The following is a 19,594-nucleotide window of genomic DNA, read 5'->3' on the forward strand; positions in this document are numbered from 1 at the left end:
ACCCGTCGAAGCAAGGTGACCTTTTCCTCCAGTTGCAGCTACGCAATCTCAAGACCTCCCGTGTAGCGTCCTCGCCGTTGTGGACGACACCGGGCGGTCGATGCTGAAAAACGCGATGCAGTGGCTGACCCTTGCGTCGGTCGGCCCCGAAATGGCGGCGAAGCAGTTTCAGGAACTGCGCTCGCAGGTGCCGCTCCTCTACGCGCTGCTCAGCGTCAACGCCCTTGCCCTCGGTTATACGCATTACGAAGCGGCGCCCATCTGGATGTCGGTGCTCGTGCCGTGCGCGCTCGCCGTGGTGGGCGGCCTTCGCGCCGTGGCCTGGCTGCGCTACGACCCGGCCGCCTTCGACCACGCGGCCATCATCCGCCTCCTGCGCCGCACGGCCACGCTCGGCTGCATCCTCTCGGCCGCCTACATCGTCTGGTCGCTGCGGCTCACGGTCTTCGGGGGACCAGACGAGCGCGCGCATGTCGCCATGTTCGTCGGGATCACGGTGATCGGCTGCATCTTCTGCCTCAGCCACCTGCCGCAGGGCGCCGTCCTCGTGGCGAGCTTCACGACGATCCCGTACCTTCTCTTCTACCTCCTGGCGTCGGGCAACACCGTCTACATCGCCATCGCGCTCAACATCTTTCTCGTCACGCTCGTCGTCATGCGGGTGCTGATGAACGGCTTCTCGGCCTTCGCCAAGCTCGTGCAGTCGCAAAGCGAGACGGCGCGGCTGAACCGCGAGGTGACGCTGCTCGCCCATACCGACATGCTGACCGGCCTGCCGAACCGACGCCTGTTCTTCTCGGACCTGCGCCAGATGATGGAAGGGCGCGATGCGACGAGCAGCCCCCTGTCGCTCGGCGTCATCGATCTCGATCGCTTCAAGGCGGCCAACGACACCTACGGACACCTCGTCGGCGACCAGATCCTGGCGCAGGTCGGCGCGCGGCTGACCGAGGAGTTCGCGGACCGGGGAAGCGTGGCGCGCCTCGGCGGCGACGAGTTCGCCTTCCTCATGGAGGTGAGCGGCGAGAGTGCCATCGCCCTGATGACCGGCGTCTGCCAGCGGCTCGCCGAGCCTTATCTCACGGACGGCGTGACGATCTCGATCGGCGCCTCCTGCGGTATCGCGACGACCTCCGGCACGAGGCTCGACGCGTCCGCCCTCTACGAACGCGCGGACTATGCGCTCTACACGTCCAAGAGTTCGCGCCGGGGCCTGCCGACCTTGTATTCGGAGGCCCACGAGGCGGCCGTGCGTTCGGAGCGCGCGGTGGAAGCGGCGCTCCAGGCGGCCGACCTCGACCGGGAGCTGACGATCCATCTCCAGCCGGTGGTGAACGCGCGGACCCACGCGCTGTCGGCCGTCGAGGTTCTGGCGCGCTGGACCTCGCCGACGCTCGGGCCCATCAGCCCGGCGGTGTTCGTGCCCGTCGCCGAGCGGACCGGCATCGTCCACCGGCTGACCGTCAAGCTCTTCGACCTGGCGCTCGCCGCCGCCGTCGATCTGCCCGACACGACGGCTGTCTGCTTCAACCTTTCCGCCCACGACCTGACGTCGCCCGGCACGATCCTCTCGCTCATCTCCGCCCTTCGCAATTCCGGGATCGCGCCCTCGCGCATCGTCTTCGAGCTCACGGAGACCGCGATGCTGCGCGATTTCGAAGCCGCGCGCGAGGCGCTGGGCGTGCTCTCCGCGCTCGGCGCGCAGGTCGCGATCGACGATTTCGGCACCGGCCACGCCAGCCTCAGCTATCTTCGCGAGTTGCCGATCGGCCGCGTGAAGATCGACCGCAGCTTCGTCTCGGGCGACAAGGCCCTCGAGCGTCGCGATCTCCTCGGCGCGGTGATCGCCATGTGCCGATCGCTCGGTCTGCCCTGCGTCGCCGAGGGTGTCGAGACCGAAGAGCAGATGGCGTTCCTGCGCGAAGCCGGCTGCGACGCGCTGCAGGGCTACCTCATCGCACGGCCGATGCCCGCCCCGGCCCTGCGCGACTGGATGGAGGCCCCGCGCGCCGTCGCGGTCGCCTGACCGTCTCGCGCTTGCGCGGCCTCGTGCCCGAGGCTAGGCAACGCGGGAACGAGGCTGCGAAGGAAGCTTTCATGACACCGCGCGTTGCCGTCGTCGGCTGTGGCCACTGGGGTCAGAACCACGTCCGCACCCTCAAGGAGATCGGCGCCCTCGCCGCCCTGTCCGACGCCGATCCCTCGCGCGCCGCGGCGCTCGCCGACCGCTTCGCGGTGCCCGCCCTGGCGCTCGACGATCTTCTCGCCGACCGGTCCATCGACGCGCTGGTGCTGGCGCTGCCGCCCTCCCTGCACGGGCCGACCGCGCGGCGCGCGTTCGCGGCCGGCAAGGACGTCCTGATCGAGAAGCCGATCGGGCTCGATGCCGGCGATGCGGCCGAGACGGCGCGGGACGCTGCCGAGGCCGGGCGCATCCTGATGGTCGGCCACGTCCTGCGCTTCCATCCCGTGTTCGAACGGCTGGCAGCTGCGGTCGACGAGGGCCGCATCGGCGCGGTCCGGCACATCATCTCGACGCGTCTCGGCCTCGGCCGCTTCCTCGGCATGGATGCGGTGTGGGATCTCGCCCCGCACGATCTGTCGCTGGTGCTGACGATCGCCGGCGAGCATCCGTCCGATATCGAGACCCTGCGCCGCACCGTCCTCAGCGACGAGACCGACGTCGCCGACATCGCGCTCCGCTTCCCCTCCGGCATCGGGGCGGAGATCCACGTCTCGCGTGTCTCGCCGTTCCGCGACCGCCGCTTCACCGTGATCGGCACCGAGGGGATGCTGTGCTTCGACGACCTCGCCCCCGAAGGACAGAAGCTTGCCTTCTACGGCCACCGCGTCTGGCGCGACGGCCGGGCCTTCGCGTTCCAGTCGGCCGATCCGGAGTATCTCGAGACCGAGCCCGGCCTGCCGCTCGACCGGGAACTGCGTCACTTCCTCGAATGCGTCGCCACGCGGCAGACGCCGCGCACCGGCGCGGACGAAGCGGTCGAGACCGTGCGCATTCTAGAGGCCGCGTCGCCGCGCGCGGCAGGCTGATACTTCAGGCGACGAGACTTTCCGCGCCGACGGCCGGCATCGGCGCCCGCTCGGTGCGGGCGATCACGCCGCCGCCGAGGACCTGCGCGCCCTCCCCCTCGCCGGCATAGAAGACGCAGGCCTGCCCCGGCGACACGCCGTCCTCGCCTGCCAGAAGCTCGACCACCGGCAACCCGTCCGCCCCGGCCGTCAGCCGCGCGGGCGCAGGCGGGCGCGTCGAGCGGATGCGCACGAAAAGATCGATCGCGTCCGCCTCGCCCGACGGCATCGGCGCGGTGCCGAGCCAGTTCACCGAACGCAGCGCAAGACGGCGCGTTTCCAGCGCCGAGCGCGGACCGACGATCACGCGCGCCGCGCGGGCGTCGATGCCGACGACGTAGAGCGGCTCGCCCGACGCGATGCCGAGGCCCCGCCGCTGACCGATCGTGAAGTGGACGATGCCCTGGTGCCGCCCGAGCGAGCGCCCGTCGACATGCACGATCTCGCCCGGCTCGCCGGCATCCGGGCGCAGGCGCGAGATCACGTCGCTGTAGCGTCCGTTGGCGACGAAGCAGATGTCCTGGCTGTCGGGCTTCGAGGCGACGCCGAGCCCGAAGCGCGCCGCGATCTCGCGCGTCTCGGGCTTCGTCAGGTGCCCGAGCGGAAAGCGCAGGAAATCGATCTGCTCCTGCGTCGTGCCGTAGAGGAAGTAGCTCTGGTCGCGGTCGAGATCGGCCGGCCGGTAGAGGCTGCGATGGGCGCCGTTCGGCCGCGACAGGATGTAGTGCCCGGTCGCCAGCGCGTCGGCGCCAAGGTCGCGTGCGGTGGAGAGGAGATCGCGGAACTTGACCGTCTGGTTGCAGGCGACGCAGGGAATCGGCGTCTCGCCCGCGAGATAGCTCGCGGCGAACGGGTCGATAACCGCCTCGCGAAAGCGCTGCTCGTAGTCGAGGACATAGTGCGGGATGCCGAGGATCTCGGAGGTCCGGCGCGCGTCGGCGATATCCTGCCCCGCGCAGCAGGCGCCGGCGCGCTTGGGCGTCGCGCCGCCGTCGTAGAGCTGGAGGGTGATGCCAACGACGTCGTAGCCCTCGTCCTTGAGAATCGCGGCGGTGACCGACGAATCGACGCCGCCCGACATGGCGACCACGACGCGCGTCTCGGCGGGCGCCTTCGGCAGGTCGAGACTGTTGAGCATGGCAGGCAAACTCTCATGCGCCGGCCGCGCCGGCAGGTAAGCATTTCTTTTAACCAGAGCGCGCGAGCGTGCCAACCATCGGTTCGCGCTCGGCTTCTCGGCTCGGGCGGATCATGGTCGCATCTGGGCCCGGCCGGACCTTGATTCAACCTGTTATCGAATTGCTAATAAGGGCTTAGCGGAATGTTTAGAGCCGCCGGTCTAGCTTGAACGTGGCGATTAGGTCTTTGCGTAGTGTAGAGAGTTCAATGACCGATCAGGTTAGACCAAGAGTGAAATACGTCATTGGCCCCGATGGGAGTCCGCTGACGATCGCCGACCTCCCGCCCTCCAATACGAGGCGCTGGGTGATCCGCCGCAAGGCGGAAGTGGTCGCGGCGGTGCGCGGTGGGCTTCTCAGCCTCGACGAGGCCTGCTCGCGCTACACGCTGACCGTGGAAGAATTCCTGTCGTGGCAGGCGTCGATCGACAGCCACGGCCTGGCCGGGCTGCGCACGACGCAGCTGCAGGAGTATCGCAAGAAGATCGATCTGCACTGATCGATCGACGCGCGAGGGAATCGAAGGGCCGGGCCGCAGGGCGCCGGCCCTTTTTCATGCCTCAGGCAGAGCGGGCAGCGCCAAAAAAAGGCCCGGTCGCTAAAAGCGTCCGGGCCTCCCCTCTAGAATCGTGTGCGACGCGAGGCGTCAGGCGACCGCGGTGCGCCGATCGTCTCCGGCATCGCGCTGCTCGAGCTTCTCGGCGTTGACGAGATCCGCCTCGGCCTCCTCGAGCGCGATGCGCGCGGCGTTCATCTGGATGCGCAGGTCGCCGGCCGAATTCGTCAGGTTGTCGCGGCGGGTGCGCGCAGCCTTGGCGAAGGTCGGATAAGCGAAATGGTTGAGGTCCGTGATGCCGGACTTCTTTTCCTCGCTCGCGATCTGGGCGTCGAGCTCGCCGGCCATTCGCTCGAACTCGTTCAGCATCATCTGCAGCTGGTCGGCCTGCCGGCGCTTCTCGGCCACCTTGAAGCGCGCCAGCCGAACCAGGTTGTCACGTTTGGCCATGACGCCCTCATCTCCTGTGTTCCATAGGGGTTCTCGACATGAACCCCCGTTTCGCGACGCTCGTGCGGCTTCAGGCAAGCCTCGGCGGCTACACCTTAACCGTCTGTTTACGCGCGCCGTTAATCATAGCCATGGATCATTTAAGGCAGGGTAAACCGATCAGGTTCAAGTCGAGGCGAGGATGCGACGTGCTTTCCAAATGGGATCCCACACATCTTCGCCGCGATACGGACACAGATCGAAAGACTCGGTTGAACAAAGGATTTGAGCGGAAGGCATTGTTAACCATTCACTGGCACGATGGCTCTCAGCTCTAAGACGAACTCCAACCTTGTCGGTCCCCCCGCCCCGGCCGGGCTGATGCAGAGGATTTAACTGATGCGCGTTCTTTTGATTGAGGATGACAGCGCGATCGCGCAAAGCATCGAACTCATGCTGAAGTCCGAGAGCTTCAACGTCTACACGACGGATCTCGGCGAAGAGGGTGTCGATCTCGGCAAGCTCTACGACTACGACATCATCCTTCTCGACCTGAATCTCCCGGACATGTCGGGCTACGAGGTCCTGCGGACGCTGCGTCTGGCCAAGGTCAAGACGCCGATCCTGATCCTGTCGGGCATGGCGGGCATCGAGGACAAGGTGCGCGGTCTCGGCTTCGGCGCCGACGACTACATGACCAAGCCCTTCCACAAGGACGAGCTGGTCGCCCGCATCCACGCCATCGTGCGCCGCTCCAAGGGCCATGCGCAGTCGGTCATCGTGACCGGCGACCTGACCGTGAACCTCGACGCCAAGACGGTCGAGGTGAACAGCCAGCGCGTGCACCTCACGGGCAAGGAATACGCCATGCTGGAGCTGCTTTCGCTCCGCAAGGGCACGACGCTGACGAAGGAAATGTTCCTGAACCACCTCTATGGCGGCATGGACGAGCCCGAGCTGAAGATCATCGACGTCTTCATCTGCAAGCTGCGCAAGAAGCTGGCGACGGCGACCGAGGGCAAGAACTATATCGAGACCGTCTGGGGCCGCGGCTACGTGCTTCGCGAGCCGGAATCGGATACCCGCGCCGCCTGAACCAGCGATCGTCTTAGACCAAAGCCCGCCCTTCCCTTCGGAATGGCGGGCTTTTTCGTGCTCAAGCCGCGGCCGGCTCGGCCGCCGCGACGAAGGGCGAGACCCAGTCGAGAAGCGAAGCGCGGTCGAAAGGGCGGAAGATGAAGCCGTCGGCACCCGCCCGCTTGGCGCGGGTCATCGTGCCGAGATTGGATTCCACCAGCGACACCAGGATCTTCGCCTTCGCTGTCTTCGAATCGGCGCGCAGCGCCCGCACCGAGGCGTCCACCGTCGTGCCGGGGAGCGAGGCCGAGACCAGCACCAGCACCGGCGCGGCGATGCGCGGCTCGGCCAGGAGGCGGGCCGCCGCCGCGACGCTCTCGGCACCGATCGTCTCGAGGTCGACACCCGTCAGGATACGCGAGGCGACCTTGGCGACGATGCTGGATTCGTCGATGACGAGGCAGACGGACATGCGAGCGGCTCCGGCTTGCCGCCGGCGGAAGACCGGCGTTCGGGACGGACCCTAGCAGCCGATCTTTTCGGACGCGTTCACGAGGACGACCAACGGATCGTCAACGCGATCCGTCGATTGCAACCGTTTCGTCCGTGGCGGCGGGCTCGGCGGCCTCGTCGATCGGCGCCACGCGGAACACGGCCTCCTCGTCGCTCTGCTCCAGCGTGACGGCGAGCTTCGCCTCGCGCGCCAGGAGCATCGCGTAATAGGGCTGGATGCCGTGGGCGTCGATCGAATCGGGCGTCGCCTCGCCGGCCAGAAGCTCGCGGAACTTCGCCGGCACGCGCAGCGGCTTGCCGCGCGAGGTGATCGTGAAGCGCGCCACCGGCTCGAGCTGCTCGATCACCACCTCGACCTCGCGCCCCCGCGGCACCGACGCGTTGGCGACGACCAGAAGATTGAGCACCAGCTTGGCGATGTTCTTCGGCACGTAGGCGCGCTCGCCCGACCATTGCAGGTTGGCCTTCTCGAACGCCATCCAGCCCTCGGCGACGGTCTTGGCATCGCCCATGTCGATCTGTGCCGTCGAGGAGCCAGACGCCCCGTAGGCGATCCGGGCGAACTGGAGCTTGGCCACCGCGCTCTTGGTCGAAGAGCGCACCAGCGCCATCGATTCCGGATCGTCCGGCATGTCGTCGAGAAGCTCGAGCCCGCTCTGGATCGCCCCGACCGGGGAGATGATGTCGTGGCAGAGGCGGCTGGCCAGGAGGGCCGCCAGATCCGGCGCGGACAATGCGGGCAGGTTCGTCATCGGCGTTCCGTCTTGGTTAACATTCGATGAAAATCGGACACAATCGCCCTATCACGCGGCCGCCCGTGCGGCGAGGCAAAGCCGGGCCGCAGGCACCCTTTCCGCCGCCTGTGACATCCCGACGACACCTGACGGAGCGGCAGGCGCCAGCGTTAGGGAAGCGGAAACCATGGATCGCGCAAGCTGTGGACGAGACCTTCGTCCGGTCGCCTGTCAGGGCGCCCGGATCGTCACAGCCTCCGGAAGGATTCCCGCGATGAACCGCACGACCCGGCTGGTCCGCCGCCTCGCCCTCGCCGCCATGGCCGCCGTCGCGCTGCCGGCGTCGATCGGCCTGTCCACCCTGCCCGCGAGCGCCCAGGCGCAGAGCGGCGGCTACTCGATGGAGGAGATCGTCGGCGAGGGACATCGCTTCTTCGGCGCCACGGCCGGGGGCCTTGCCACGGTGATCGAGCGCGCGTTCCAGGAGCGCGGCCTGCCCAACGGCTACATCCTCGGCGAGGAAGGCTCAGGCGCCTTCATCGGCGGCCTGCGTTTCGGCGAGGGCACCCTCTTCACCAAGAACGCCGGCGAACACCGCATCTTCTGGCAGGGCCCCTCGATCGGCTTCGACGCCGGCGGCGACGGCGCGCGCACCATGATGCTCGTCTACAACCTGCCGTCGGTGGAAGGCGTCTACGGCCGCTTCATCGGCATGAGCGGCAGCGCCTATCTGGTCGGCGGCGTCGGCATGACGTTCCTGCAGCGCGACTCGATCACGTTGGTGCCCATCCGCACCGGTGTCGGGGCCCGTCTCGGCGTTAATGTCGGCTATCTCAAGCTGACGCCGAACGCGACCTGGAACCCGTTCTGACCGGGAACGCCGCGCTAGGCAGGCCGGGTCGGATTGACGTATGACAATCCGATGCGGCCGTCGTCCGGTCGCCTTTCTGGCCTATGTCGACCTACGGCATCCGCCAGGCACGAGGTCGACTGTTTCATGATCGCAACCGCGCTCGTCTTCGCGCTTGGCGCCCTGGTCGCCAGCTTCCTGGCCCTCGTCTTCGCACCGATCCTGTGGAACAACGCCCAGCGCCTCGCGCGCCGCGAGTTCGAGGCCAACATCCCGGCGTCCGTGCGCGAGATGCGCGCCGAGGTGGACGCCGCCCGCGCCAAGGCGGCCTTCGACCTGCGACAGGACGCGATGCGGCATCGCGCCGCGCAGGAGACGGTCGTGCGCGAGCGCACCGAGGCCGGTCGCGCCATCCTCGAAAATGGCCAACTCCTCGCCCGGCAGGTCGAGCTCGATCGCGAGATCGCCGCGAGCAGCGGTCGCATCCGCCTTCTCGAAGACCAGATCGGCCTGCTGACGCAGGAGCGCGACGCGCTACTGGCGACGCGCCAGGATCTGCGCGCGCGCCTCGAACGCCGCGAGGGCGAACTCGCGAGCCTCTCCGCCAAGCACGCGAGCCTCAGCGAGCGCTTCGACGCGCAGCGGTTCCAATTGGCGACCGCCGAAGCACGGGTCGGCGAACTCACCGCCGCCCTCGCCCCGCCTCCGGCCGCTGGCGCCGGCGCTCTCGCGGCGACCGTGCCCGCGCCGCGGCCCGTCCCGGAAACGCGGGCGGCGGCAAAGCCCGAGGCATCCCTCGCCGCTTTCGCCTCGGCTCTGCCGGCGGCCACGGGCCCGACCGGAAGCAGCCGACTTCGAGCGGCCATCGCGCGCACGGGAGCCGCAAAACCCGCAGCCACGCCGGCCGACCACGCGGAAATCCGCGAGCGCATCGGCGACATCGCGGCGCGAGTCATCCACGAGCGGATCAAGGTCGAAGGGGCTGATTCGCAGCTGGCACGGTTCATCGCAGAGGCGCCGCAGCCGACCGGCGACGGCGAGCCGTTCCTCGCCGACCGCGTGCGCAGCCTTCAGGCCGGCGAAGCGTCCGCCGCGCCGGATGCCGGCGTTGCGGTGACGCCAGCGGCGACGGTCACGACCGCGCCGGGGGCGACGGCTACTGCCGCGCCGGGGGCGACGGTCACGACCGCGCCGGGAAAGCCAAATGGTGCAGGACGAGCGCGGCGGAAGTCGCGACGTTGAGGCTGTCGAGCCCCGGCGCCATCTCGATGCGCACGGGGCGGCAGCGGGCCATCACCGCATCGTCCAGCCCATCCCCTTCCGCGCCGAGAAACAGGGCGCGGGCGCGGGTATCCCGGATGTCGCGCAGCGCATCCGCGGCGTTCGGCGTCAGGGCGAGGCACTCGTAGCCCATCGACGACAGGCGTTCCGCGATCGCTGACGCACCGCCCCAGCGCACGAAGGGCACGGTGAACACGGTTCCGACGGACACACGGATCGCCTTGCGATAGAGCGGATCGCAGGCCCGCTCGTCGAGGATCACGGCCCCCGCGCCGAACGCCGCGGCGTTGCGGAAGATCGCGCCCATGTTGTCGTGGTTCGACAGGCCGCACGCGACGACGACGCTTCCCCTTCGATCGAGGGTCGCCCGCAGCGCCGCCTCGATCGCGCTGTTGCCTGCCGCCGGCACGGGTTCGGCCAGAGCCATCACCCCGCGGTGAACCGGAAAGCCGGCGATCCGATCGAACACGTCGCGCTCGGCTCGGTAGACCGGGACATCGGCCGGCAGCCGGGAGAGGCGCGAGCCCAGCCCCTCCAGCCGCTCGCGCAGCACCAGGAGGCTGACCGGGCGAAACCGGTCCGAAGCGACGATCTGGTCGAGGACCACCGCCCCTTCCGCGATGAACTGGCCGCTGCGCGTCAGGTCGCGCTCGCGCACGTCGCGAAACCCAGCGATTCGCGGATCGGCGGGATCGAGGATGTCGATGACGCTCGGACGTTCCGGAGCCTGCCGCGCTTCGTCCATCACTATCTCCCGCATCCCGGCCTCGACGCACGGCCGACGATTCACGCCGCAACGACGAAATGGCGAGTCGATGGAGATTTGAAGGAGAAGACGACTGGTACGCCCAAGGGGAATCGAACCCCTGTTTGCGCCGTGAGAGGGCGCCGTCCTAACCGCTAGACGATGGGCGCGAACCAGTGACCGGGGATATAGCCAGCCCGTTTCGGCTTGGCAAGCGCTTTCTGCGGATCACCGTGCGGTTTGCGCGGGAGGCTCGACCGCGGACAGAGGATAGCGCGCGGCGAGCGTGCCGGAGCCGAGGTCGAGGAGGACGAGCGACTGCGTGCCGTCGGCCGCTTCCACGGTCAGAAGCGCATTGTCGCCGTTGAGGGCCGTGGCGACGACGCGCGCGCCTGCGCCGATCGCCACCGGCGGCAACGTGCCGGCGGCGCGCTGCCCGCCCTCGCCGTCCTTGGTGCGATAGACAACGGCGCTGAGAACCGCGATAAGCCCGACGAACAGGACGGCAATCGAGATCGCGAGAAGGCGGACCATCTTGCGCCGCACCTTCTCGAAGGCCGGATCGTTCGGCGCGCCGGCCGCTTCATTGTTTCCCGTCACGTTCTTCCCGCGCCGCTGGAGTGTCAGATGTCGATCGTTGGTACAGGGGGAGACGAAACGGACGCAAGCGCGTTCGTGGTGGGGGAAGCCGACGCCGGCCGTCGGCTCGACCAGTTCCTGGCCGCGGCGCTCGGCGGCGAGCTGTCGCGCTCTCGCCTCCAGTCCCTGATCGAGGACGGACAGGTCCGCATCGACGACGAGACCGTCACCATCCCGAAGCGCAAGGTCGCGGCGGGCGAGACGGTGCAGCTCGACATGCCGGAGGCGGCCGCCCCGGAACCAACGCCCGAGGACATCCCGCTCGACATCCTCTACGAGGACGACCACCTCGTCGTCCTCGACAAGCCGGCGGGGCTCGTGGTGCATCCGGGACCCGGCAACTGGACCGGCACGCTCGTCAACGCCCTTCTCTTCCACTGCGGCGACACACTGTCAGGCATCGGCGGCGTCAAGCGCCCCGGCATCGTTCACCGGCTCGACAAGGACACGAGCGGCGTCATGGTCGTCGCCAAGTCCGACACCGCCCATCGCTCGCTGGCCAAGCAGTTCGCCGCGCACGGGCAGGACGGCAAGATGGAGCGCGCCTATCAGGCCGTGGTCTGGGGCGTGCCGTCGCGGCCCGTCGGCACGGTCGAGGCCGCGCTCGGGCGCTCCAACTCCGACCGCACCAAGCGGCAGGTCGTGCCGCAGGGCCGGCCGGACGCGCGCCACGCCGTCACGCACTTCGAGGTTCTGGAGCGCTTCGGCACGGAGGGTGCCAATGCCTCGCTGATCGCCTGCGTCCTCGAAACCGGCCGTACCCACCAGATCCGCGTCCATATGAGCCATATCGGCCACCCGCTGATCGGCGACGAGGTCTACGGCGCGCACTTCCGCACCAAGGCGAAGAAGCTCGGGCAAGTCGGCGAGGTCGTCGCAGCCTTTCCCCGTCAGGCCCTCCACGCCTTCCGCCTCGTCTTCGAGCATCCGGTCACGGGGGAAGCAATGGAGTTCGAGACCGACCCGCCGGCCGACATGCAGGAACTTCTGGAAGCGCTGGGCCGTTTGGACGGCTGACAGGCCTGCGATGACGGCGGGCGCTGCGATCCGGCGTCTCTACCGAGTGAACGAAATGTAACCTTCGTTCGCCCTTCTCCGGCCGTGTAATCGGGGCACAGAGTCACCATATCGAAGCTCGGCGGGGTGCGCCTTCAGGGCGCCCCGCAGCCGATCGGCTCGGGCAACGAGCGATCCAGGCAGAAGGAGGGTTCCATATGGCGAGAGCCAATCTTCCCAGCATCGCGTCCGGCGAGGGCGGCCTCAGCCGCTATCTCGACGAGATCCGGCGTTTTCCGATGCTGGAGCCGAACGAAGAATACATGCTGGCCAAGCGCTACGCCGAACACGACGATCGCGGCGCGGCCCACAAGCTGGTGACGAGCCATCTGCGCCTCGTGGCGAAGATCGCGATGGGCTATCGCGGCTACGGGCTGCCGATCGGCGAGGTCGTGTCCGAGGGCAATGTCGGCCTGATGCAGGCGGTGAAGCGCTTCGACGCCGACCGCGGCTTCCGTCTGGCCACCTATGCGATGTGGTGGATCAAGGCCTCGATCCAGGAATACATCCTGCGGTCGTGGAGCCTCGTGAAGATGGGCACGACGGCCAACCAGAAGCGCCTGTTCTTCAACCTGCGCAAGATGAAGAGCCGCATCCAGGCGCTCGACGAGGGCGACCTGCGCCCCGATCAGGTGCAGCAGATCGCGACCTCGCTCGGCGTGTCCGAGGAGGAGGTCGTGTCGATGAACCGCCGCCTCTCCGGCGACGCGTCGCTGAACGCGCCGATCCGCGCGACGGAAGGCGAGTCGGGCGAGTGGCAGGACTGGCTGGTCGATCAGTCCGAGAGCCAGGAGGACGTCCTCGTCGAACAGGACGAACTCGAGCAGCGCCGGGGCATGTTGCACCGGGCGATGGACGTCCTGAACGATCGCGAGCGCCGCATCTTCGAGGCGCGCCGCCTTGCCGAGGATCCGCTGACGCTGGAAGCGCTGTCGGGCGAGTTCGACATCAGCCGCGAGCGCGTGCGCCAGATCGAGGTGCGGGCCTTCGAAAAGGTGCAGAAGGCGGTGCAGGACACGGCGGAAGCCGCGCGCCGCTCGTTGCGGGTCGTCGAGGACGCGCACGCCTGACACGGCAGCCCGTCGAGACATGAAAAGGGCCGGTCTCCCGCGAGACCGGCCCTTTTTTCTTGGCCCTGGCCTGACCGCCGTCAGGTCCGGCTCGCCCAGGCGTCGATCGCCTCCCGGAACACGCGCTCACCGGGGATGCCCTTCTCGATCGACATCAGCGCCCGCTGGCCCGATGTGTAGGCGATCGGAATGTCGATCCATTCCTGGCTTCGCAAGAGCGCGAGATTGCTCTGGATCGCCTGCGGCAGGTCGTTCAGCGCGATGATGAAGAAGCCGTCCGAAATCTTGCCGGCGACGCCGATCAGCGGCTCGCCACGCGCCTGTTCCGTCGGCTTCAGCGCCAGCCGCTGCACGTTCTCGATCTGGCCGCCGGCGAAGTTGGCGGGCGTGTCGAAGAGGATCTCGATCACATGGCTCGCCGGCAGCGTCGTGTCGGCGTTGCGGCGGATGGTCATCGTCATCTTGAGGCTCGTGTCCGGCACGTCGACCACGGCCCGGATCACCGGCTCGGCAGGCCGGCCCTCGGCGGGCGGTTCGTTGTCGAGGCTCCAGACGACATTGCCGGTCTGCTGCGTGCCCTCGCGATCGGCCGAACGCTCTTCATAGAACACCGCGCGCTGGCCGACCGGCACCGTGCCGGCGGCCACCTGCGGCGCGGACGCGGGCGCCTGGGGCGCGGGCGTGGCGCTCGGCTCAGGCGTGGCGGGCGTCGGGGCCGGCGTCGTTTCGGGGACCGGCGACGGCGCGATCGTCGCGGCGGCGACGTTGGTCCCCTCCTCGAAGGCGTTCGGCGCGCTGGTGCCCGGCCCCTCGTCCACCTCGGTCCCGTCCGGCAGGAGGCGCTGGGTGAACTGTCGCCCGCCCGGCGCCGGCGGCGTGGTCGTCGGCGTCGCCGGAGCGACGTCGGTCACGGTGCCGCTCGGCGGCGCGGCGGTCTCGGGCGTCGCACCGGCGTCGGGGGCCGAGGCTTCGCCGCCGTCGGTCGTCTGGCCGGGCGCGGTCCCGGCCGGAACCGACGCCGTCTGGGGCGTGCCGAGGACGACGGAGCGGATGTCGTCGAGATAGAGATAGCCGAGCGCGCCGAGGCCGACGAGCGCCACCACGGCGACCCCGGTCCAGAGCGGCGAGCGGCCTCGGCTGGCGGCGCGGCGCGGCGCATAGCGCGGGGCGCCGAGGTCCGCTTCGGGGATCCCCGACAGCATGGCGCCCGGCGACGGCGGCGCCGACGGAGCGGGCACGGGGCTTGCGGGGCGAAGTCCGCCACGCGTCGGAGTTCGTGCATCCGGCCGGTCACGGGCTTCGTCCCGCGAGCGCCGCTCGCGGGGCGCCGAGGCTGGTGGCGGCGCGATGCGCGCCGGAGCCTCGTCCGTTTCCGGCGCCGGTCCCACGACGCCGACCTGAGGCGCTTCGTCGGCGGCGGCGCGCTCCGGCATCACCGGGGGCGAAGGGCGCTCGGTGCGGGGCTGCGGCGGACGCTCGAAGGCGGGTGCGGCCCGCTCCACCGGGCGGGCCTCGGCCGCTGCCGGCGGACCGGAGGCGGAAGGCTGAGGACGCGGCGGCGCCACGGGCGCTCCGTCCCCGGACCGCATGGTCGGGGTGGCGCGCGGAAACGCGGGAACAGGTGCGCGCGGAGGCGCACGCTCCGGCTCGGGTGCCGTGTACGATGGGGCGGGCTCGGGAGCGACCGGGGCCGGTTCCGGCTGCGGCGCCATCGGCGGCGGCGCTGCGACCGGGGGTGGGGCGCCGGGTGCCTCGAGCGGGACCGCAGCGCCCTCGACGCCCCGGTAATAGGCTTCCGATTCGGCGATCGCGTCTTCCAGCACGCGATAGCGCTGCTCCGCCACCTCGGCGGCCAGCGGCGGGTCGGCGGACTGGATCTGCCGCGTGATGGCGGCCCGCGCCTTCTCGTAGACCTTGGCCCGCAATTGCGGCGTGGCATTCGGCAAGCCGTCGATGGTCTTGCGGAGGACGGCGGTCAGATTCGCCATGAAGCGCTGCACTCACTCGAGGTCGGTACCGGGAACGGACCGAGCCTCGCGGCGATCCAACACCCGTCCGGCTCCGCCGCGCCGGTCGATCCCGCCTGCCAGGGAATCGCGACGGGAGGGGCCTATGGAAGGAAGGCGGATCGCCTCCCCTCCCGGTTGTGGACGAACCCCGCCTCGGAGAAAGCGGGGGCCGCGCGGCGCAGCCGAAAGCTCGAACGAACCTAGAAACCTTTTATCAAGGTTTCATTAATCTTGAAACGGATCGCGGACAAGGATCGTGTCGTCACGCTCCGGCGAGGTCGACAGGAGCGTCACCGGTGCGCCCACGAGTTCCTCGATCTGGCGCACGTACTTGACCGCCTGCGCCGGAAGGTCGCCCCAGGAGCGCGCGCCCGCCGTCGTGCCCTTCCAGCCCTCGAAGCTCTCGTAGACCGGCTTCACGCGCTTTTGGGCGGCAAGGCTCGCGGGGAAGTAGTCGATCCGCTCGCCGTCGAGCTCGTAGGCCGTGCAGATGCGGATTTCGTCCATCCCGTCGAGCACGTCGAGCTTGGTCAGCGCCAGCCCGTGGATGCCGTTGATCGCGACCGCCTGTCGCACCAGCACCGCGTCGAACCAGCCGCAGCGGCGCTTGCGGCCCGTCACCGTGCCGAACTCGTGGCCCTTCGTGCCGAGGAACTCGCCGACCTCGTTGTCCTGCTCGGTCGGGAACGGCCCTTCGCCGACGCGCGTCGTGTAGGCCTTGGTGATGCCAAGCACGAAGCCGAGGCTGGACGGCCCGAGGCCGGAGCCCGCCGCCGCCTGTCCGGCCACCGTGTTGGAGGAGGTGACGAACGGATAGGTGCCGTGGTCGATGTCGAGGAGCGTGCCCTGCGCGCCCTCGAAGAGGATGCGGTCGCCCGCCTTGCGGCGCTCGTCGAGAAGGCGCCAGACCCGGTCGATATAGGGGGTGATCTCGTCGGCGACCGAGGTCAGCTCCTCGAGGATCGCCGACGCCTCGACCTCCGGCTGACCGAGGCCGCGCCGAAGCGGGTTGTGGTGGGCGAGGAGGCGCTCGATACGCTCAGGGAGCGCTTCCGGCTCGGCGAGGTCCATCACGCGGATCGCGCGGCGGCCGACCTTGTCCTCGTAGGCCGGGCCGATGCCGCGGCCCGTGGTGCCGATCTTGGTGCCGGCGGCGGCCGCCTCGCGTGCGGCGTCGAGCTCGCGATGCAGCGACAGGATCAGCGAGGCGTTGTCGGCGATGCGAAGGGTGTCCGGCGAGATCGCGACGCCTTGGCCCTCGAGGCGCTTCTTCTCGGTGACGAAGTGATGCGGGTCGAAGACGACCCCGTTGCCGATCACCGAAAGCTTGCCCTTCCGCACCACGCCCGACGGCATGAGCGAGAGCTTGTAGGAGACGCCGGAGACGACCAGCGTGTGCCCGGCATTATGGCCGCCCTGGAATCGCACGACGACGTCGGCCCGCTCCGAGAGCCAGTCGACGATCTTGCCCTTCCCTTCGTCTCCCCACTGGGAACCGACGACGACGACGTTAGCCATGCAGTCTCCTCGAAGGCGTCCCGCCCTCACGATGCTGATCTTCGGGCGCGCGAAAGACCCGTCGGGGGTCCGCCGGCGCAAACGCGGCGGACTATAGTCAAGGCTTCGCCGCAGCGCGAGGTCGCGGCAGCGCTTTTTCCAAAGCCTGACGCAAGATTTAAGCCATGCGAACGATTGCCTGTGACGAGGCGATCCGCGAAACGTCGGGAATGCTGAAGCGACTCGCCCACCCCGCCGTGCTCCTCCTCCTCACCGCGTTCATCTGGGGCGCCAACGCGGTGGCGGGGAAGCTGTCCGTCGGCCACATCTCGCCCATGAGCCTGACGCTCCTGCGCTGGGTCGGGGCGTTGATCCTCCTCTTCCCCTTCGCGCGCCCGCATCTCCAGCGCGACCGGTCGACCATCCGGCGCCACTCGCTCTATTTCGTCGGCCTCGGCCTCCTCGGCTTCACCTCGTTCAACGCGCTGTTCTACGTCGCGATGGGCTACACCAGCGCGATCAACGCGATGATCATCCAGGCCGCGATGCCGCTGGTCGTCTTCGTCGGCATGTTCCTGTTCTTCCACATCCGCGTGTCGGTGCTGCAGGTCGTCGGCTTCGCGCTGACGCTGGTCGGCGTTCTCCTCGTCGCCTCGCACGGGCATCCCGAGACGATCCTCGCGCTCGACTTCAACATCGGCGACGCGATGATCCTCGCCTCGACGACGATCTTCGGCGTCTACACGATCCTTCTGTCGCGCAAGCCGCGCGTTCATTGGCTGAGCTCGATCTTCATGCTCAGCCTCGGCGGCGCGCTCGGGGCGGTGCCCCTGCTTGCCTGGGAGGTCTCGGCGGGACTGTCCTTCGCGCCGGATGCGCAAGGGCTCCTGATCCTCGCCTTCACGATCGTCTTCCCCTCGATCCTCAGCCAGGCGCTCTACATCAAGGGCGTCGAGATGATCGGCGCCAACCGGGCGAACATCTTCGTCAACACGGTGCCGGTCTTCGGCGCGATCCTCGCGGTCCTGATCCTCGCCGAGCCGTTCCACGCCTATCACTTGGCGGCGCTGTCGCTGGTGCTCGGCGGCATTGCGCTCGCCGAACGCGGCAAGCGCGCCGTACAGCCCGCGGCCGAATAGAAAAGGGCGGAGCGGTTTCCCGCTCCGCCCCTTCTTTGGCAGTCTGTCGTCCGATCAGACGTCGAAGGTCAGCATCTTCGCTTGGCCGATCGCGTTCAGGCCGCGCAGTTCATTGAGGAATTCCTCGCTCAGCGGCTCGTCGAGATAGATGATCGCGATCGCGCTACCGCCCTGCTCGTCGCGGCCGAGGTGGAAGTTGGCGATGTTGATCCCGGCCTTGCCGAAGGCGGTGCCGATCTGGCCGATGACGCCCGGCACGTCCTTGTTGGCCGTGTAGAGCATGTAGCGGCCGACATCGGCCTCCATATTGATGCCCTTGATCTGGATGAAGCGCGGCTTGCCGTCCGAGAAGGTCGTGCCCGCGACCGAGCGCGTCTGCTTCTTGGTCTTCACGGTGACCATGATGTAGCCGTCGAACACGCCGGTCTTGTCGCGGCGCACCTCGGAGACGGCAATGCCGCGCTCCTTGGCCATCAACGGCGCGGAGACCATGTTGACCGTCTGCACCTGCGCCTTCAGGAGGCCGGCGATCGCGGCGGCCGACAGGGCGCGCGTGTTCATCGTGCCCGGCGCGCCGTCGTAGAGAATCTCGACCGCGTCGATCGGCTCTTCCGTCAGCTGGCCCGCGAAGGAGCCGAGGATTTCGGCGAGCTTCACGTAAGGCGTCAGGATCGGCGCCTCTTCGGCGGTGATCGAGGGCATGTTCAAGGCGTTCGAGACCGCGCCCTTCACGAGGTAATCGGCCATCTGCTCGGCGACCTGCAGCGCGACATTCTCCTGCGCTTCCGTCGTCGAGGCGCCGAGATGCGGCGTGCACACCACGTTGTCGAGGCCGAAGAGCGGGCTGTCGGTCGCCGGCTCGACCTCGAACACGTCGATGCCCGCGCCCGCCACATGGCCGGACTTGATGGCCTCGGCGAGATCCTTTTCGACGATCAGCCCGCCGCGCGCGCAGTTGATGATGCGCACGCCCTTCTTCATCGTGGCAATGGCCTTGGCGTCGATGATGTTGCGGGTCTTGTCGGTCAACGGCGTGTGCAGCGTGATGAAGTCGGCGCGCTTGAAGAGGTCCTCGAGCTCCACCTTCTCGATGCCGAGCTGGGCCGCGCGCTCCTCCGACAGGAACGGGTCGAAACCGATCACCTTCATCTTGAGGCCGACGCCCCGGGAAGCCACGATCGAGCCGATGTTGCCGCAGCCGACGACGCCGAGCACCTTGCCGGTGATCTCGACGCCCATGAAGCGGTTCTTCTCCCACTTGCCGGCCTGCGTCGAGGCGTCGGCGGCGGGCATCTGGCGGGCCACCGCGAACATCATCGCGACCGCATGCTCGGCCGTCGTGATCGAGTTGCCGAAGGGCGTGTTCATCACGATGATGCCCTTCCGGCTGGCGGCCGGAATGTCGACATTGTCGACGCCGATGCCGGCGCGGCCGATGACGCGCAGGTTCGGCGCGGCGTCGATCACCTTCTCCGTCACCTTGGTGGCGGAGCGGATGGCGAGGCCGTCATACTGGCCGATCACCTCGAGAAGCTTGTCCTTGTCCTTGCCGAGATCGGGGAGGTAGTCGACTTCGACGCCCTTGTCCTTGAAGATCTGGACGGCGGTCGGGGACAGCTTGTCGGAAACGAGAACGCGCGGAGCCATCAGGCTTCTCCTGCAGCTTTCGGCATCGAGCGATGCCTGGAAACGGGGAATGGAAGAAGGCGCCCGCCCCTGTCGTCGGGGCGA

18 protein-coding genes and 1 tRNA gene are annotated in these 19,594 nt (G+C 68.5%); 9 read left to right on the forward strand and 10 right to left on the reverse strand.

All coding sequences use genetic code 11. From position 1 onward, the window contains the following. Positions 1 to 115 precede the first annotated feature (115 nt). Both ASF65_RS09625 and ASF65_RS09630 read left to right on the forward strand, forming a co-directional pair. Positions 116 to 2,026, forward strand: a complete 1,911-nt coding sequence (locus ASF65_RS09625; protein ID WP_162239478.1) for an EAL domain-containing protein — start codon at positions 116 to 118, stop codon at positions 2,024 to 2,026. A 71-nt stretch (positions 2,027 to 2,097) separates the two neighbouring features. Further along, on the forward strand, positions 2,098 to 3,051 hold the full coding sequence (locus ASF65_RS09630; RefSeq protein ID WP_055888334.1) for a Gfo/Idh/MocA family oxidoreductase: 954 nt from the start codon (positions 2,098 to 2,100) through the stop codon (positions 3,049 to 3,051). A gap of 4 nt (positions 3,052 to 3,055) precedes the next feature. Here ASF65_RS09630 and mnmA read toward each other — a convergent pair whose 3' ends face one another. Beyond that, positions 3,056 to 4,228, reverse strand: coding sequence for a tRNA 2-thiouridine(34) synthase MnmA (mnmA, locus tag ASF65_RS09635; RefSeq protein ID WP_055888336.1), 1,173 nt, complete (start codon positions 4,226 to 4,228; stop codon positions 3,056 to 3,058). A 248-nt stretch (positions 4,229 to 4,476) separates the two neighbouring features. Here mnmA and ASF65_RS09640 point away from each other — a divergent pair, with 248 nt between their 5' ends. Further along, positions 4,477 to 4,767: a DUF1153 domain-containing protein gene (locus ASF65_RS09640; RefSeq protein WP_055888338.1), complete on the forward strand. Its 291-nt coding sequence runs from the start codon at positions 4,477 to 4,479 to the stop codon at positions 4,765 to 4,767. A 147-nt stretch (positions 4,768 to 4,914) separates the two neighbouring features. Here the strand turns inward: ASF65_RS09640 and ASF65_RS09645 are convergent, their stop codons facing one another. Next, positions 4,915 to 5,274 carry a flagellar export protein FliJ gene (locus ASF65_RS09645; protein ID WP_055888340.1) on the reverse strand — a complete coding sequence of 120 codons (360 nt, stop codon included), beginning with the start codon at positions 5,272 to 5,274 and terminating at the stop codon, positions 4,915 to 4,917. A gap of 378 nt (positions 5,275 to 5,652) precedes the next feature. Here ASF65_RS09645 and ctrA point away from each other — a divergent pair, with 378 nt between their 5' ends. Further along, complete coding sequence (ctrA, locus tag ASF65_RS09650; protein WP_055888342.1) at positions 5,653 to 6,348, forward strand: cell cycle two-component system response regulator CtrA; 696 nt, start codon at positions 5,653 to 5,655, stop codon at positions 6,346 to 6,348. A 61-nt stretch (positions 6,349 to 6,409) separates the two neighbouring features. Here ctrA and ASF65_RS09655 read toward each other — a convergent pair whose 3' ends face one another. Continuing rightward, on the reverse strand, positions 6,410 to 6,802 hold the full coding sequence (locus tag ASF65_RS09655) for a response regulator (RefSeq protein ID WP_055888344.1): 393 nt from the start codon (positions 6,800 to 6,802) through the stop codon (positions 6,410 to 6,412). Positions 6,803 to 6,902: 100 nt separating this feature from the next. Beyond that, positions 6,903 to 7,595, reverse strand: a complete 693-nt coding sequence (locus ASF65_RS09660; protein ID WP_082505377.1) for a histidine phosphotransferase family protein — start codon at positions 7,593 to 7,595, stop codon at positions 6,903 to 6,905. A 256-nt stretch (positions 7,596 to 7,851) separates the two neighbouring features. Here ASF65_RS09660 and ASF65_RS09665 point away from each other — a divergent pair, with 256 nt between their 5' ends. Next, entirely contained in the window at positions 7,852 to 8,448 is a 597-nt protein-coding gene (locus ASF65_RS09665) for a DUF1134 domain-containing protein (protein WP_055888345.1), read from the forward strand. A gap of 126 nt (positions 8,449 to 8,574) precedes the next feature. After that, a complete protein-coding gene (locus ASF65_RS09670) occupies positions 8,575 to 9,669 on the forward strand; it encodes a hypothetical protein (RefSeq protein WP_055888348.1) in 1,095 nt (364 codons plus the stop codon). On the opposite strand, the gene ASF65_RS09675 is transcribed toward ASF65_RS09670, so the two are convergent. The 3 genes from ASF65_RS09675 to ASF65_RS09685 form a co-directional block, all read right to left on the reverse strand. Continuing rightward, the gene (locus ASF65_RS09675) at positions 9,608 to 10,453 is read right to left on the reverse strand and encodes an RNA methyltransferase (RefSeq protein WP_055888350.1); all 846 of its coding nucleotides are present in this window, start codon (positions 10,451 to 10,453) and stop codon (positions 9,608 to 9,610) included. The two genes, ASF65_RS09670 and ASF65_RS09675, sit on opposite strands and share 62 nt — an antisense overlap. A gap of 95 nt (positions 10,454 to 10,548) precedes the next feature. Continuing rightward, positions 10,549 to 10,623, reverse strand: a tRNA-Glu gene (locus ASF65_RS09680). Positions 10,624 to 10,681: 58 nt separating this feature from the next. Next, positions 10,682 to 11,053 (reverse strand): hypothetical protein, encoded by a 372-nt coding sequence (locus ASF65_RS09685; protein ID WP_055888353.1) that lies wholly within the window; start codon positions 11,051 to 11,053, stop codon positions 10,682 to 10,684. Positions 11,054 to 11,128: 75 nt separating this feature from the next. Here ASF65_RS09685 and ASF65_RS09690 point away from each other — a divergent pair, with 75 nt between their 5' ends. Next, the gene (locus tag ASF65_RS09690) at positions 11,129 to 12,109 is read left to right on the forward strand and encodes an RluA family pseudouridine synthase (protein WP_244486608.1); all 981 of its coding nucleotides are present in this window, start codon (positions 11,129 to 11,131) and stop codon (positions 12,107 to 12,109) included. Positions 12,110 to 12,306: 197 nt separating this feature from the next. Further along, complete coding sequence (gene rpoH, locus ASF65_RS09695; RefSeq protein ID WP_055888357.1) at positions 12,307 to 13,218, forward strand: RNA polymerase sigma factor RpoH; 912 nt, start codon at positions 12,307 to 12,309, stop codon at positions 13,216 to 13,218. An 80-nt stretch (positions 13,219 to 13,298) separates the two neighbouring features. On the opposite strand, the gene ASF65_RS09700 is transcribed toward rpoH, so the two are convergent. After that, a complete protein-coding gene (locus ASF65_RS09700) occupies positions 13,299 to 15,206 on the reverse strand; it encodes a hypothetical protein (protein WP_156369237.1) in 1,908 nt (635 codons plus the stop codon). Positions 15,207 to 15,452: 246 nt separating this feature from the next. Further along, complete coding sequence (locus ASF65_RS09705; protein WP_055888361.1) at positions 15,453 to 16,745, reverse strand: adenylosuccinate synthase; 1,293 nt, start codon at positions 16,743 to 16,745, stop codon at positions 15,453 to 15,455. A gap of 209 nt (positions 16,746 to 16,954) precedes the next feature. Between ASF65_RS09705 and ASF65_RS09710 the strand changes: the two genes are divergently transcribed. Further along, complete coding sequence (locus ASF65_RS09710) at positions 16,955 to 17,863, forward strand: DMT family transporter (protein WP_055888363.1); 909 nt, start codon at positions 16,955 to 16,957, stop codon at positions 17,861 to 17,863. 54 nt (positions 17,864 to 17,917) lie between these two features. On the opposite strand, the gene serA is transcribed toward ASF65_RS09710, so the two are convergent. Beyond that, positions 17,918 to 19,510: a phosphoglycerate dehydrogenase gene (gene serA, locus ASF65_RS09715; RefSeq protein WP_055888366.1), complete on the reverse strand. Its 1,593-nt coding sequence runs from the start codon at positions 19,508 to 19,510 to the stop codon at positions 17,918 to 17,920. Positions 19,511 to 19,594 lie beyond the last annotated feature (84 nt).

Source organism: Aureimonas sp. Leaf324 (assembly GCF_001423245.1).
Classification (GTDB): domain Bacteria; phylum Pseudomonadota; class Alphaproteobacteria; order Rhizobiales; family Rhizobiaceae; genus Aureimonas.